The following is a 16006-nucleotide window of genomic DNA, read 5'->3' on the forward strand; positions in this document are numbered from 1 at the left end:
GGAAATTCTATGTCAAATCTATCTGTTAATGCAATTCGTTTCCTAGGTATTGACGCTATCAACAAAGCTAACTCAGGTCACCCAGGTGTGGTTATGGGAGCAGCTCCGATGGCTTACAGCCTCTTTACAAAACAACTTCGTATCAATCCAGCTCAACCAAACTGGATTAACCGTGACCGCTTTATTCTTTCAGCAGGCCATGGTTCAATGCTCCTTTATGCCCTTCTTCATCTTTCTGGTTTTGAAGATGTCAGCATGGATGAGATCAAGAGCTTCCGTCAATGGGGTTCAAAAACACCAGGTCACCCAGAATTTGGCCATACAGCAGGAATTGATGCTACCACAGGTCCTCTAGGGCAAGGGATTTCAACTGCCACTGGTTTTGCCCAAGCAGAACGTTTCTTGGCAGCCAAATATAATCGTGAAGGCTACAATATCTTTGACCACTATACTTATGTTATCTGTGGAGACGGAGACTTGATGGAAGGTGTCTCAAGCGAGGCGGCTTCATACGCAGGCTTGCAAAAACTAGACAAGTTGGTTGTTCTTTATGATTCAAATGACATCAACTTGGATGGTGAGACAAAGGATTCCTTTACAGAAAGTGTTCGTGACCGTTACAATGCCTACGGTTGGCATACTGCCTTGGTTGAAGATGGAACAGACTTGGAAGCAATCCATGCTGCTATCGAAACAGCTAAAGCTTCAGGCAAACCATCTTTGATTGAAGTGAAGACTGTTATTGGATACGGTTCTCCAAACAAACAAGGAACGAATGCTGTACACGGTGCTCCTCTTGGAGCAGATGAAACTGCAGCTACTCGTCAAGCTCTCGGTTGGGGTTATGAACCGTTTGAAATCTCAGAACAAGTTTATGCTGATTTCAAAGAACATGTTGCAGACCGTGGCGCATCAGCTTATCAAGCTTGGACTAAATTAGTTGCAGATTATAAAGAAGCTCATCCAGAACTGGCTGCAGAAGTAGAAGCCATCATCGACGGACGTGATCCAGTCGAAGTGACTCCAGCAGACTTCCCAGCTTTAGAAAATGGTTTTTCTCAAGCAACTCGTAATTCAAGTCAAGATGCCTTGAATGTTGTGGCAGCTAAATTACCAACCTTCCTAGGTGGATCAGCTGACCTAGCTCACTCAAACATGACTTATATCAAGACTGACGGACTTCAAGACGATGCTCATCGCTTGAACCGTAACATTCAGTTTGGTGTTCGTGAATTTGCCATGGGAACGATCTTGAACGGGATGGCCCTTCACGGTGGGCTTCGTGTTTACGGTGGAACTTTCTTCGTCTTCTCTGACTATGTGAAGGCAGCTGTTCGCTTGTCAGCCTTGCAAGGACTTCCTGTGACTTATGTCTTTACTCACGATTCAATCGCAGTTGGGGAAGACGGTCCGACTCACGAACCAGTTGAGCACTTGGCAGGTCTTCGTGCTATGCCAAATCTAAATGTTTTCCGTCCAGCAGATGCGCGTGAAACGCAAGCAGCTTGGTACCTTGCAGTGACAAGTGAGAAAACACCAACTGCCCTTGTCTTGACACGCCAGAACTTGATTGTTGAAGATGGAACAGACTTCGACAAGGTTGCAAAAGGTGCCTATGTTGTCTATGAAAATGCAGCAGACTTTGATACGATCTTGATTGCGACAGGTTCAGAGGTTAATCTTGCTGTCTCAGCTGCCAAAGAATTGGCTAGTCAAGGCGAAAAAATCCGCGTAGTCAGCATGCCATCTACAGATGTCTTTGATAAACAAGATGCAGCTTACAAGGAAGAGATTCTTCCAAATGCAGTCCGCCGTCGTGTTGCAGTCGAAATGGGTGCAAGTCAAAACTGGTACAAATATGTTGGTCTCGATGGTGCCGTTCTAGGTATTGATACCTTCGGAGCCTCTGCCCCAGCACCAAAAGTATTGGCAGAATATGGCTTTACTGTAGAAAATCTTGTAAAAGTTGTTCGAAACTTGAAATAATCCTAAAAATCAGGGCGTAAGCTCTGGTTTTTCTTACCAGAAAAGTAAGGTACAATCTTGTAAAAGTAGCTGAAATTTGATATAGTAGTCCTATGTAAAAGACAAAGGAGAAAACAATGAATCCAAATATTACTTTTTTAATCATGCTTGTAGGTATGATGGCCTTGATGTTCTTTATGCAACGCTCTCAAAAGAAACAAGCTCAAAAGCGTATGGAAAGCTTAAATAAACTACAAAAAGGCTATGAAGTGATTACAATCGGTGGACTTTATGGAACAGTCGATGAAGTAGATACGGAGAAGGGAACAATAGTTCTTGACGTAGATGGAGTTTACTTGACTTTTGAACTAGCTGCTATCAAGACAGTATTACCGCTGAAAGAAACAGCTTCACTAGAAGGCGCAATTGAAAAATAAGACGGGATCACGAACTCCCGTTTTCTATAAAAGAAAGGAAATGGGATGAAAAAATTAGTCTTTGTCTGTCTGGGAAATATTTGCCGTAGCCCTATGGCCGAGTTTGTTATGAAATCAATGACAGATAACTACGAAATCCAAAGTCGAGCAACTTCCTCTTGGGAACATGGCAATCCGATTCATAAGGGGACTCAGGGAATTTTTCAAGAGTATGAGATTCCTTATGACAAGAACAAGACATCGCTTCAGATTAGTAAGGAAGATTTTGAAGCCTTTGATTATATTATCGGAATGGACGCTTCAAATATTTCTGACTTACGTCAGATGTGTCCAGTAGACTGTCAAGATAAGATTTACTCATTTTCATCTGAAAGTGTTCCAGACCCTTGGTATACAGGAGATTTTGAAGAAACCTATCGACGTGTTCAAGAGGGCTGTCAAGCTTGGTTAGAACGTTTAGAAAAGGAGAGTTAAGGTGGAAAATCTTACGAATTTTTACGAAAAGTATCGTGTCTATCTGACTCGTCCACGTTTAGAGCTTTTGGCAGTAGTTACCATTGTTTTCTGTGCTGTACTCGTCTTTTTTCTAAATATTCCAGGAAAAGGTGTCTTAAAACTCGATAATGGAACGATTGTTTATGATGGCAGTCTTGTCCGTGGTAAAATGAATGGTCAAGGTACCATTACCTTCCAAAATGGAGACCAATATACAGGTGGCTTCAACAATGGAGCCTTCAACGGAAAAGGTACCTTTCAATCTAAAGAAGGCTGGACCTACGAAGGTGATTTTGTAAATGGTCAGGCTGAAGGAAAAGGGAAACTAACAACAGAACAAGAAGTCGTTTATGAAGGAACTTTTAAACAAGGCGTTTTTCAACAAAAATAAAGCCTCCTTATCAAAGGAGGTATTATTAGAATTACAAGGTAAGCGCTTACCTGTAAATCCCTTTCTTTCCAAATCCCTCTTCCAAGCAAGTTTGTGAAATAAAAAATATTTGAAATAAATTTCACAAACTTCAAAGATAAAACCTGATAAGAAAAGAAAATGAGAAAAGTTTCACAAGAGTTTAAAAATTCTTTGTGAAATGTTTATGAAACTGTTTACAAAGTTGAAATAATACGTTATAATAAACTTGTGAAAAAATTAACAAAGGATATCGTTCCTTGAAAGCTATGGAGGAAAATATGGCTGATAAAAAAACTGTGACACCAGAGGAAAAGAAACTCGTTGCTGAAAAACACGTAGATGAGTTGGTTCAAAAAGCTCTAGTTGCCCTTGAAGAAATGCGTAAATTGGATCAAGAGCAAGTTGACTACATCGTTGCCAAAGCATCAGTAGCAGCTTTGGATGCCCACGGAGAATTGGCTTTACATGCCTTTGAAGAAACAGGACGTGGTGTATTTGAAGATAAAGCAACTAAGAACTTGTTTGCCTGTGAACACGTAGTAAACAACATGCGTCACACTAAGACAGTTGGCGTTATCGAAGAAGACGATGTAACAGGATTGACTCTTATTGCTGAACCGGTTGGTGTTGTTTGTGGTATTACTCCAACAACAAACCCAACATCAACAGTAATCTTCAAATCATTGATTTCATTGAAGACACGTAACCCAATCGTCTTTGCCTTCCATCCATCAGCACAAGAATCATCTGCTCATGCAGCTCGTATCGTCCGCGATGCAGCTATCGCAGCTGGTGCTCCTGAAAACTGTGTGCAATGGATTACTCAACCATCTATGGAAGCAACAAGTGCCCTTATGAACCACGAAGGTGTTGCGACAATCCTTGCAACAGGTGGTAATGCCATGGTTAAGGCGGCTTATTCATGTGGTAAACCAGCTCTTGGGGTAGGTGCCGGAAACGTTCCAGCTTATGTTGAAAAATCAGCAAACATTCGTCAAGCAGCACACGATATCGTCATGTCTAAATCATTTGATAACGGTATGGTCTGTGCATCTGAACAAGCGGTTATCATTGACAAAGAAATCTACGATGAATTTGTAGCAGAGTTCAAATCTTACCACACTTACTTTGTAAATAAAAAAGAAAAAGCTCTTCTTGAAGAATTCTGTTTCGGCGTCAAAGCAAACAGCAAAAACTGTGCTGGTGCAAAATTGAACGCTGACATCGTTGGTAAACCAGCAACTTGGATTGCAGAGCAAGCAGGATTTACAGTTCCAGAAGGAACAAACATTCTTGCTGCAGAATGTAAAGAAGTTGGCGAAAATGAGCCATTGACTCGTGAAAAATTGTCACCAGTTATCGCAGTTTTGAAATCTGAAAGCCGTGAAGATGGTATTACTAAGGCTCGTCAAATGGTTGAATTTAACGGTCTTGGCCACTCAGCAGCCATCCACACAGCTGACGACGAATTGACTAAAGAATTTGGTAAAGCTGTTAAAGCTATTCGTGTTATCTGTAACTCACCTTCTACTTTCGGTGGTATCGGGGACGTTTACAATGCCTTCTTGCCATCATTGACACTTGGATGTGGTTCTTACGGACGCAACTCAGTTGGGGATAACGTTAGTGCCATTAACCTCTTGAATATCAAAAAAGTCGGAAGACGGAGAAATAATATGCAGTGGTTTAAAGTTCCTTCAAAAATTTACTTCGAACGCAATTCTATCCAATACCTTCAAACATGTGAAGATATTGAACGCGTTCTGATTGTTACAGACAAATCTATCGAAAAACTCGGTTTCGTTCAACGTGTTATCGATCAATTGAACGCACGTAGCAACCGTGTAACTATCCAAGTCTTCTCAGATGTTGAACCAGATCCAGATATCACAACTGTAGAACGTGGTGCTGAGGTGATGAAAGCATTTGAACCAGACACAATCATTGCTCTTGGTGGTGGTTCACCAATGGATGCAGCCAAAGTAATGTGGCTCTTCTACGAACAACCAGAAATCGACTTCCGTGACTTGGTTCAAAAATTCATGGATATCCGTAAACGCGCCTTCCGCTTCCCATCACTTGGTAAGAAAGCGAAGTACATCGGTATCCCAACAACTTCAGGTACTGGTTCAGAAGTAACACCATTTGCCGTTATCTCTGATAAGAAAAACAACCGCAAATACCCATTGGCTGACTACTCATTGACACCGACTATTGCCATTGTTGACCCTGCTTTGGTTGAATCAGTTCCAGACTTTATCGCTGCTGATACAGGTATGGATGTCTTGACACACGCGACTGAAGCCTACACTTCAAACTTTGCTAACGACTATACAGACGGTATTGCGCTTCAAACAATCAAACTTGTCTTTGAATGGTTGGAAAAATCTGTTAAGACAGCTGACCCAGAAGCTCGTGAGAAAATGCACAATGCGTCTACAATGGCTGGTATGGCCTTCGCCAATGCCTTCCTTGGAATGAGCCACTCAATGGCCCATAAGATTGGTGGTGTTCATCACACTGTTCACGGACGTACAAATGCTATCTTGCTTCCGTACGTTATCCGTTACAACGGAACTCGTCCAGCTAAGACTACTACATGGCCTAAATACAACTACTGGAAAGCTGATGAGAAATTCCAAGACATCGCGAAAATGCTTGGCTTGCCTCACTCAACTCCAGAAGAAGCAGTTGAGGCATACGCTAAAGCTGTTTACGAACTTGGTGTTGCAGTAGGTATCAAGATGAACTTCCAGGATCAAGGAATTGATGAAAAAGCTTGGAAAGACAGCTTGCATGAAATTGCTTTGCTTGCTTATGAAGACCAATGTTCTCCTGCTAACCCACGCTTGCCAATGGTAGCTGACATGGAAGAAATTATGGCAGATGCATATTATGGCTACAAAGAAAGACCAGGACGCCGTAAATAATTGTTTATCAGTTTAGAGGCAGGAGTTATCCTGTCTCTTTTTTGTAATTCTATTTGAAAAATGGTATAATCATCGCATATATTTATTTGAAAATCAAATCTTTAATAATCATGCGAGGGGCAAATGAACAAGATAAATGAGTTAGGGGATAAAGTGCGACTTTTAAGAGAGGAGAAAGGCCTTAGTCGTCCAGTTTTTTGCGGAGATGAGTCTGAATTATCAGTGCGTCAGTTGGTGCGGATTGAAAAAGGAGAATTTCGCCCGACGATAAAAACCCTAGAATATATTGCAGATAGATTAGAAATTCCGTCCTACGTCTTGATGCCAGATTATAAGGAATTACCGAAGCGTTACCAAGAATTAAAGTACTTTCTTTTACATCATCCTGACTATGGAGACAAGGAGTTGCAAGAACAAAAGGAAGAATATTTCGATGAGATTTTTGAGAATTTTTATGATGATTTGCCACGTGATGAGAAAGTGCTAGTGGATTGTCTTCAAGCTATAGATGCAGTGAGAATGACTAGTAATTCCTTATATGGAAGCAGTGTGATTGAGGACAGTCTTCAAGACTTACTATCCAGAGATGTATATAAAGCCGAGGACTTGTTGAAACTGAGACTGTATTTCAACTGTCAGTTAATGGATGGTTTAAATATGGGTGAGATAAAAGAATCTGAGCATGAAACCATTCTTTGTTTTCATGACAAACTAAGTTCTCAGGTTGATAAGATAGAGTTCGATTGTTTGGACTTACTTAGAGACTCCTTGTTAGCTTCTTTAACTTGTATAGAGATTATGGGGTTGCTTCCTTATTTTAAGAGGGCAGTCGAGACCTTAAATAAAATAGGGCAAAAAACACGAGATTTTCAAAAACAACCGATTGTCTTGATGGTGGAGTGGAAATATTATATTCAGACGGATTATGATACAGCCAAACAAAAGTATGAAGAAGCAAAAATGATGGCGAGGATGTTTGGCAATGAGAAGTTAATCGTTAGTTTAGATAATGAATGGAGCGAGGATCTAGAAAGATATCGTTAAAGAGTTTATAGGAGTGACATTTCTGTCATTGAGGGAATGCCGCTTTTTTGTTAAAATGAATTTTATACTCAATGAAAATCAAAGAGCAAAGTAGGAAACTAGCCGCAGGCTGTACTTGAGTACGGCAAGGCGACGTTGACGTGGTTTGAAGAGATTTTCGAAGAGTATTACTTGATATACATCCAGAAGCAAACGAGGCAATAGAGAAAAAATTCTAAGCAGTAGGTTCATAGTGGCAATCAGTGCTGATGTCGCTTGAAGGCTTTTCTATAATTATGATGTATGACGATAACAGTTTTAAACAAGGGGGAAAGAATGTCCATTTTATCCATTAAAAATATTTCAAAGTTTTACACTTTGGACGGTAAACATCAAGAGCAGGCTTTAGAGAATATAAATCTGCAAATCGCAAAAGGGAAAATCACTGCGATTTATGGTCCGTCAGGATGTGGCAAAACCAGTCTACTAAACATCATCAGCGGTTTAGATAGACAATATGAAGGAGATTTAGAGTTTAAAGGGGAATCCCTCCGTGACTTATCAGAGATTGAACTAACTCAATTTCGTAAAGATAAGATTGGATTTGTGTTTCAAAACTTTAACCTCATTCCTCATCAGTCTGTCTTGGATAATGTCAAATTACCTCTCTATGTCAAAGATTTATCTGACAGGGAGATGACAATGATTGCAAAGGAGCAATTAAGTAACTTGGGCATGGAGCCTTTTATGGCTAAAAATGTTAAACAGCTTTCTGGCGGGCAAAAGCAACGCGTAGCAATCGCGCGTGCACTGGTAAATCAGCCTGATATGATTGTAGCAGATGAGCCAACGGGTTCGCTGGATTCTCAATCCCAAGAAATGGTATTGGAAGTGTTTAAAAAATTAGCCCAAACAGGGAAAACAGTACTGATTGTAACCCATAATCCAGAGGTTGCTGAATATGCAGACGTGATTATCAAAATGAAGGATGGTGAAGTCGTTGAAGAAGTCAAAAAATAAAGGATTATCATTGAAAAATAAATTCAAACTTTCTTTAAATAACTTTATGGAAAGAAAATGGCGTAACCTATTGATTGCGCTAGCAACCTCAATCGGTTTTGTAGGAGTCTTAATTTCTTTCGGCTTGGGAAATGCATTGATTTCGATGATTGATGAAAATACGAATGGAGGTCAAATCCCTTCTCAAGTTCAGATTGCTTTAAACACAAAAAATGTTGGACGAGGCTTTTTGAACCAAGATGATAAGAACTATATCACGGATACAGTTGGCAAAGAAGCTATTAAATATTTGGAGAGTCCTTTTGGGATGATCATGTCAAATATGACTATAGATGGTCAAGAAATGGATCTGAGTCAAACGATGCCTTCTTATGCTCAAGTAGTGAGTCTATATGAGGATACAAGTATTTCTGTTAGTAGTAATGAGGCGGACAAAGTATTAGCCGGTTCCCTCTATACGGATTCAAATGAACAGGGATTGACGATTCCAAGCAGTTTACTAAAAAATTGGAATGAACAGACAGGAAAAAATCTGACAGCTAGTGATATTATTGGCAAATCAGTCTCAGCCAGCATTGTAGAAAATGATGCTGAAGCTAGCAAGACTGCTCAATTTCAAACAAAGATTGTACGTGTAATCAATGATGAAGATGACTTGGAGGACAGCAACAGTTTCATGCCGTCTCATCAAATGGAAACGATTTTGAAAGAGGCTGGATTTACAAAAGCTGTATCTTATTTTATCTTGGAACTCAAAGATCCATCACAAACAAAAGCGATAACAGAAGAATTGCAGAAAAACAAGAAGTATACTGTTCTTTCTCAACAGAAGGTTCTTGATATTGTGATTACTTTTATTCGTGTCATTCAGGGATTGTTGATTGTACTTTCATCACAAGCCATTGTGGTAGCAGCGGTCATGATTGGTATCATTATTTACATCAATATCATGCAACGTTCTAAGGAAATAGGTGTCATGAAGGCAGTTGGTTATCAAAATCGTGATGTCAAAGGAATTTTTATTTACGAGGCTATCTGGATTGTAGGAATCGCCTTGCTGCTGGCATTTTTGGTTGCACAAGGGGTGGGAAGTTTGGCGAATGCGGTTGTAAATCACTTTTACCCATCCATCACGAAGGTTTTTGAATTAAATCTTTTATCTGTTTTAGGAACTCTAGCTTTCGCTCTATTACTTGGTTATGTCTCAGCCTACTTCCCAGCGCGTAAAATTAGTAAAATGGATCCTGTAGAATCGCTACGATATGAATAGTAAGGAAGTTCTTGATTTATAGCCTTAAAAAGAAACAAACATAGAAAAACAATGCCCGTACTTGCAATTCAACTCAAATAGTTATATAATAGGTTTGTTGAAAGGTGATTTGTAGTGATTCAAGTTACTCTTTTCACAATAAAAATTTCATGATTTTCATAAGGAGGAAATCACTAATGGTAGTTAAAGTTGGTATTAACGGTTTCGGACGTATCGGTCGTCTTGCTTTCCGTCGTATCCAAAACGTAGAAGGTGTTGAAGTTACTCGTATCAACGACCTTACAGATCCAGTTATGCTTGCACACTTGTTGAAATACGACACAACTCAAGGTCGTTTCGACGGTACTGTTGAAGTTAAAGAAGGTGGATTCGAAGTTAACGGTAAATTCGTTAAAGTTTCTGCTGAACGTGATCCAGAACAAATCGACTGGGCTACTGACGGTGTAGAAATCGTTCTTGAAGCTACTGGTTTCTTTGCTAAGAAAGAAGCCGCTGAAAAACACCTTAAAGGTGGAGCTAAAAAAGTTGTTATCACTGCTCCTGGTGGAAACGACGTTAAAACAGTTGTATTCAACACTAACCACGACGTTCTTGACGGTACTGAAACAGTTATCTCAGGTGCTTCATGTACTACAAACTGCTTGGCTCCAATGGCTAAAGCTCTTCAAGACAACTTTGGTGTTGTTGAAGGATTGATGACTACTATCCACGCTTACACTGGTGACCAAATGATCCTTGACGGACCACACCGTGGTGGTGACCTTCGCCGTGCTCGCGCTGGTGCTGCAAACATCGTTCCTAACTCAACTGGTGCTGCTAAAGCTATCGGTCTTGTAATTCCAGAATTGAACGGTAAACTTGACGGATCTGCACAACGCGTTCCAACTCCAACTGGATCAGTTACTGAATTGGTAGCTGTTCTTGAAAAGAACGTTACTGTTGATGAAGTGAATGCAGCTATGAAAGCAGCTTCAAACGAATCATACGGCTACACAGAAGATCCAATCGTATCTTCAGATATCATAGGTATGTCTTACGGTTCATTGTTTGACGCAACTCAAACTAAAGTCCTTGACGTTGACGGTAAACAATTGGTTAAAGTTGTATCATGGTACGACAACGAAATGTCATACACTGCACAACTTGTTCGTACTCTTGAATACTTCGCAAAAATTGCTAAATAATTCATGAGTCGATAAAAAGCAAGGCCTCTTGGTCTTGCTTTTCTTATATGGAAAAATGGATGACACAATCATCCATTCTTTTTTAATTCTGTTTCAAAAGTATCTGATGGGACAGTGAAGCTTAATTTCTCTAGAGTAAGCGGATGGGTAAAGGACAGTCGGAAGGCGTGGAGCATAAGCCGACTCGTCTTTGAATTGCTGTTATAGAGAGGGTCGCCCAAAATAGGGAAGTTATGATGCGAAAGGTGCACACGAATCTGATGGGTTCGCCCTGTCTTTAGTTTACAACGGACAAGGGTCGTTTTGTTTGGGAATTGCTTTAATCTGCTTACATGCGTTTCAGCATATTGCCCATTTTTTGTATCAACTATTCGTTTTCTGCGGTCATGGCGATCACGCCCAATTTTGTCTTTGAAAACAAGTTCTTTGCTGTTGATATTTCCGTCAACAAGCGCCCAATATTCCCTAGAAATCTCTTTTTTCTCCAATAAGCGGTTGAGAATGGGCAGGATAAAAGGATTTTTTGCAAAGAGAACCAAGCCACTGGTTTCCATGTCCAGACGATGAACGACATAGCAGGTTTGGCCAACATAGGCACTGACATGGTTGAGAAGGGCGATTTCGTTTGGCTGATTACCATGCGTTTTCATCCCCTCTGGTTTGTTCACAATAACCAAGTGTTGATCTTGATAAACTTCCTGAACGAGATTTGGGTTGCCCCAAGGAATTTCTTTTTCGGGATAATCTTCCTCATCAAAAGTCAACTGGCAAACATCCCCAGGTTTCACCATCTCGTTCCAATGAACTTCTCGCTGATTTATCAAAATATGTTTCTTGATCCTCAAAAAATGACGGATTTTTCTAGGGATGAGGAGTTGTTCCTCCAGTAATTGCTTAACCGTCATTTGAGGTAAAGAGTCTGGTAAAGTAAAAGTGAATTGCATACAGATATTGTAACAAAAAAAGCCCTATTTGGATAGAAAATAGCTAAATTCTTGTCTTCCTATGATGAAGATGATAAAATAAACGCATGAAATTAGATAAATTATTCGAGAAATTTCTTTCTCTTTTTAAAAAAGAAACAAGTGAATCAGAGGATTCTGGGTCTACTAGCTTGCGTCGTTCTCGCAGTGATCGAAAAAAATTAGCCCAAGTAGGTCCGATTCGAAAATTCTGGCGTCGCTATCATCTAACAAAGATTGTCCTTATACTAGGTTTGAGTGCAGGCTTGCTAGTTGGAACCTATTTGTTTGCTGTAGCTAAGTCAACCAATGTTAACGATTTGCAAAACGCCTTGAAAACTCGGACTATCATTTTTGATCGTGAAGAAAAAGAGGCTGGTGCCTTGTCTGGTCAAAAAGGAACCTACGTTGAACTGATTGACATCAGTAAAAATTTACAGAATGCCGTTATTGCGACAGAAGACCGTTCTTTCTATAAAAATGACGGAATTAACTATGGCCGTTTCTTCTTGGCGATTGTCACTGCTGGTCGTTCAGGTGGTGGTTCTACTATTACCCAACAGTTGGCTAAAAATGCCTATCTGTCTCAGGATCAAACTGTTGAGAGAAAAGCGAAAGAATTTTTCCTTGCCTTAGAATTAACAAAAAAATATAGTAAGGATCAGATCTTAACCATGTACCTTAACAATGCCTATTTTGGAAATGGTGTGTGGGGTGTAGAAGATGCGAGTAAGAAATACTTTGGAGTTTCTGCATCAGAAGTGAGTTTGGATCAAGCTGCGGCTCTGGCAGGGATGCTCAAGGGGCCGGAATTGTATAATCCCTTGAATTCCGTAGAAGATTCAACTAATCGTCGCGACACTGTCTTACAAAATATGGTTGCAGCAGGATATATTGATAAAAACCAAGAAACCGAAGCTGCAGAAGTTGATATGACTTCGCAATTGCACGATAAGTATGAAGGAAAAATCTCAGATTACCGCTATCCTTCTTACTTTGATGCGGTTGTTAATGAAGCTGTTTCTAAGTATAATCTAACAGAGGAAGAAATTGTCAATAATGGCTACCGCATTTATACAGAGCTGGACCAAAACTACCAAGCAAATATGCAGGTTGTCTATGAAAACACCTCGCTATTTCCGAGGGCAGAGGATGGAACATTTGCTCAATCAGGAAGTGTAGCTCTTGAACCGAAAACAGGAGGAGTTCGTGGAGTTGTCGGTCAAGTTGCTGACAATGATAAAACTGGATTCCGGAATTTCAACTATGCAACTCAATCAAAACGTAGCCCTGGTTCTACAATTAAGCCTTTAGTTGTTTATACGCCAGCAGTTGAGGCAGGTTGGGCTTTGAATAAGCTCTTGGATAACCATACCATGCAGTATGACAGCTATAAGGTTGATAACTATGCAGGAATTAAAACGAGTCGAGAAGTTCCTATGTATCAAGCCTTGGCAGAATCGCTTAATCTACCTGCTGTTGCCATTGTTAATGATTTGGGCGTTGACAAGGCTTTTGAGGCAGGAGAAAAATTTGGACTCAACATGGAAAAGGTCGACCGTGTTCTCGGCGTCGCTTTAGGAAGTGGTGTCGAAACCAATCCTCTGCAAATGGCTCAAGCATATGCTGCCTTTGCAAATGAAGGTTTAATGCCGGAAGCTCATTTTATTAGTAGAATTGAAAATGCTAGTGGACAAGTTATTGCTAGCCATAAAAATTCACAAAAACGGGTGCTTGATAAGTCTGTAGCTGATAAGATGACCAGTATGATGTTGGGTACATTCACTAACGGAACCGGTATTAGTTCATCGCCTGCAGACTATGTCATGGCAGGGAAAACTGGAACAACTGAAGCAGTTTTCAATCCGGAGTACACAAGTGACCAGTGGGTGATTGGTTATACTCCTGATGTGGTGATTAGTCATTGGCTTGGTTTTCCGACCACTGATGAAAATCACTATCTAGCAGGTTCTACTTCAAACGGTGCAGCCCATGTCTTTAGAAATATTGCAAATACCATTTTACCTTATACGCCAGGAAGTACCTTTACGGTTGAAAATGCTTATAAGCAAAATGGAATTGCACCAGCCAATACAAAAAGACAAGTACAAACCAATGATAATAGCCAGACAGATGATAATTTGTCTGATATTCGAGGACGTGCGCAAAGTCTAGTAGATGAGGCTAGTCGGGCTATCTCGGATGCGAAGATTAAGGAAAAGGCTCAAACAATATGGGATTCGGTAGTCAATCTATTTCGCTAAGATGCTTGTCAAAGCCTAGCTTTCTTGTTATAATAGATAAGATGGAGGCGTTATGGCACTAAAAAAAGCAAGCCTAGCTTGTGCGGTTTGTGGTTCGAGAAACTATTCAATCAAGATCAGTGGAACCCCCAAGCCTACACGACTAGAAGTAAATAAATTTTGTAAACATTGTGGCAAGTACACTACACACAGAGAAACGAGATAGGAGAGAGCGATGCGTTTTATTGGAGATATTTTTAGACTTCTTAAAGACACAACATGGCCAACTCGCAAGGAAAGCTGGAGAGATTTTCGTTCTATTATGGAATACACAGCTTTCTTTGTAGTAATTATTTACATTTTTGACCAGTTGATTGTTTCAGGTTTGATTCGATTTATTAACATTTTTTAGAAGGTTAGTGGAGTTAATTACACTAGAAATCTTCTATTTATGAAAGGAAATATCATGGATAGTTTTGATAAAGGGTGGTTTGTTTTACAAACTTATTCTGGTTATGAAAATAAGGTAAAAGAAAATCTATTGCAACGTGCGCAAACCTACAATATGTTGGATAATATTTTACGTGTTGAAATTCCAACGCAAACAGTGCAAGTTGAAAAAAATGGAAAGAGAAAAGAAGTAGAAGAAAATCGATTTCCAGGTTATGTTCTTGTAGAAATGGTCATGACAGATGAAGCTTGGTTTGTTGTGCGAAACACACCAAACGTTACAGGATTCGTAGGATCACACGGGAACAGATCAAAACCAACTCCATTATTGGAACAAGAAATTCGTGACATTTTGGTATCTATGGGACAAACTGTTCAAGAATTTGATTTCGATGTTGAGGTTGGTCAAACCGTACGTATTATTGATGGTGCTTTTGCAGACTACACTGGTAAGATTACAGAAATTGATAATAACAAAGTAAAAATGATTATCTCTATGTTTGGTAATGACACAGTTGCAGAAGTAAACCTAAACCAAATCGCAGAATTATAACCCTGAGAGAGGCTGAGCCTCTCTTTTTTGTGCAGTTGAGACGGTGTAGAGAACAGAATGGAGAAAATGGAACAAAAGTGTTTCTAATCTGTTAGACTGTATCTAGAAAGGGGAAAATTATGATTAAAGAATTGTATGAAGAAGTCCAAGGAACTGTGTATAAGTGTAGAAATGAATATTACCTTCATTTATGGGAGCTATCGGACTGGAACCAAGAGGGAATGATTTGCTTACATGAATTGATTAGTAGAGAAGAAGGACTAGTAGAAGATATTCCTCGTTTAAGGAAATATTTCAAAACCAAGTTTCGAAATCGAATTTTAGACTATATCCGTAAGCAAGAAAGCCACAAACGAAGATATGATAAAGAACCTTATGAAGAAGTGGGTGAAATCAGTCATCGTATAAGTGATGGAGGACTCTGGCTAGACGATTATTATCTCTTTCATGAAACACTAAGAAATTATAGAAATAAACAAACTAAAGAGCAACAAGAAGAATTAGAACGCATCTTAAGAGATGAACGCTTCCGAGGGCGTCAAAGAGTGTTAAGAGATTTACGTATTGTGTTTAAAGAGTTTGACATCCGTACCCATTAGGAAGTCATGCAAAAAAGTAAAAAAAAGTTTAAAAAGGTGTTGACAAAGTTTGAAAAGACTGTATAATAGTAAGAGTTGAAAATAACCACTCTGGTCCGTTGGTCAAGGGGTTAAGACACCGCCTTTTCACGGCGGTAACACGGGTTCGAATCCCGTACGGACTATAGTATGTTGCGGTTGGAACACTTGATGAAAAAAAGTTTAAAAAAGTTTCAAAAAAAGTGTTGACAAGCGAAAGCGACTGTGATATACTAATATAGTTGTCGCTTGAGAGAAGTAAGTGACAAAGACCTTTGAAAACTGAACAAGACGAACCAATGTGCAGGGCACTACAACTGAAGTTGTAGTACTGAACAATGAAAAAACAATAAATCTGTCAGCGACAGAAATGAGTGAGAACTCAAACTTTTAATGAGAGTTTGATCCTGGCTCAGGACGAACGCTGGCGGCGTGCCTAATACAT

Annotated in this window: 15 protein-coding genes and 1 tRNA gene; 15 read left to right on the forward strand and 1 reads right to left on the reverse strand. The window is 39.7% G+C overall.

Annotation, left to right across the window (positions count from 1 at the left end; genetic code table 11):
* The first annotated feature begins 9 nt into the window (after nt 1-9).
* The 9 genes from tkt to gap all read left to right on the forward strand — a co-directional run bounded on the left by tkt (nt 10) and on the right by gap (nt 10736).
* On the forward strand, nt 10-1986 hold the full coding sequence (gene tkt, locus HT687_RS02590; protein WP_172924071.1) for a transketolase: 1977 nt from the start codon (nt 10-12) through the stop codon (nt 1984-1986).
* Between the two features lie 116 nt (nt 1987-2102).
* A complete protein-coding gene (yajC, locus tag HT687_RS02595) occupies nt 2103-2402 on the forward strand; it encodes a preprotein translocase subunit YajC (RefSeq protein ID WP_001069051.1) in 300 nt (99 codons plus the stop codon).
* 45 nt (nt 2403-2447) lie between these two features.
* Nucleotides 2448-2876: a low molecular weight protein-tyrosine-phosphatase gene (locus HT687_RS02600; protein ID WP_000737440.1), complete on the forward strand. Its 429-nt coding sequence runs from the start codon at nt 2448-2450 to the stop codon at nt 2874-2876.
* Nucleotide 2877: 1 nt separating this feature from the next.
* Nucleotides 2878-3288, forward strand: a complete 411-nt coding sequence (locus HT687_RS02605; protein WP_000429499.1) for an MORN repeat-containing protein — start codon at nt 2878-2880, stop codon at nt 3286-3288.
* A gap of 299 nt (nt 3289-3587) precedes the next feature.
* On the forward strand, nt 3588-6239 hold the full coding sequence (gene adhE, locus HT687_RS02610) for a bifunctional acetaldehyde-CoA/alcohol dehydrogenase (RefSeq protein WP_172924072.1): 2652 nt from the start codon (nt 3588-3590) through the stop codon (nt 6237-6239).
* A 123-nt stretch (nt 6240-6362) separates the two neighbouring features.
* Entirely contained in the window at nt 6363-7283 is a 921-nt protein-coding gene (locus HT687_RS02615; RefSeq protein WP_054388131.1) for an XRE family transcriptional regulator, read from the forward strand.
* A 315-nt stretch (nt 7284-7598) separates the two neighbouring features.
* Nucleotides 7599-8282: an ABC transporter ATP-binding protein gene (locus HT687_RS02620; protein ID WP_054388130.1), complete on the forward strand. Its 684-nt coding sequence runs from the start codon at nt 7599-7601 to the stop codon at nt 8280-8282.
* On the forward strand, nt 8251-9552 hold the full coding sequence (locus HT687_RS02625) for an ABC transporter permease (protein ID WP_007284918.1): 1302 nt from the start codon (nt 8251-8253) through the stop codon (nt 9550-9552). The genes HT687_RS02620 and HT687_RS02625 overlap by 32 nt, the downstream gene beginning before the upstream one ends.
* A 176-nt stretch (nt 9553-9728) precedes the next feature.
* A complete protein-coding gene (gap, locus tag HT687_RS02630; RefSeq protein WP_000260684.1) occupies nt 9729-10736 on the forward strand; it encodes a type I glyceraldehyde-3-phosphate dehydrogenase in 1008 nt (335 codons plus the stop codon).
* Nucleotides 10737-10804: 68 nt separating this feature from the next.
* On the opposite strand, the gene HT687_RS02635 is transcribed toward gap, so the two are convergent.
* The gene (locus HT687_RS02635; RefSeq protein WP_119919834.1) at nt 10805-11680 is read right to left on the reverse strand and encodes an RluA family pseudouridine synthase; all 876 of its coding nucleotides are present in this window, start codon (nt 11678-11680) and stop codon (nt 10805-10807) included.
* 86 nt (nt 11681-11766) lie between these two features.
* Between HT687_RS02635 and pbp2a the strand changes: the two genes are divergently transcribed.
* From pbp2a to HT687_RS02665, 6 genes are all read left to right on the forward strand, one after another.
* On the forward strand, nt 11767-13962 hold the full coding sequence (gene pbp2a / locus HT687_RS02640; RefSeq protein WP_172924073.1) for a penicillin-binding protein PBP2A: 2196 nt from the start codon (nt 11767-11769) through the stop codon (nt 13960-13962).
* A 52-nt stretch (nt 13963-14014) separates the two neighbouring features.
* On the forward strand, nt 14015-14167 hold the full coding sequence (rpmG, locus tag HT687_RS02645; RefSeq protein WP_014017356.1) for a 50S ribosomal protein L33: 153 nt from the start codon (nt 14015-14017) through the stop codon (nt 14165-14167).
* A 9-nt stretch (nt 14168-14176) separates the two neighbouring features.
* Nucleotides 14177-14353: a preprotein translocase subunit SecE gene (gene secE / locus HT687_RS02650; RefSeq protein WP_001210991.1), complete on the forward strand. Its 177-nt coding sequence runs from the start codon at nt 14177-14179 to the stop codon at nt 14351-14353.
* Between the two features lie 54 nt (nt 14354-14407).
* Nucleotides 14408-14944: a transcription termination/antitermination protein NusG gene (gene nusG, locus HT687_RS02655; protein ID WP_000376739.1), complete on the forward strand. Its 537-nt coding sequence runs from the start codon at nt 14408-14410 to the stop codon at nt 14942-14944.
* A gap of 119 nt (nt 14945-15063) precedes the next feature.
* Nucleotides 15064-15543 (forward strand): sigma-70 family RNA polymerase sigma factor, encoded by a 480-nt coding sequence (locus tag HT687_RS02660; RefSeq protein ID WP_119919832.1) that lies wholly within the window; start codon nt 15064-15066, stop codon nt 15541-15543.
* Nucleotides 15544-15635: 92 nt separating this feature from the next.
* Nucleotides 15636-15707, forward strand: a tRNA-Glu gene (locus tag HT687_RS02665).
* Nucleotides 15708-16006 lie beyond the last annotated feature (299 nt).

Source organism: Streptococcus sp. 1449 (assembly GCF_013276805.1).
Lineage (GTDB): Bacteria > Bacillota > Bacilli > Lactobacillales > Streptococcaceae > Streptococcus > Streptococcus pseudopneumoniae.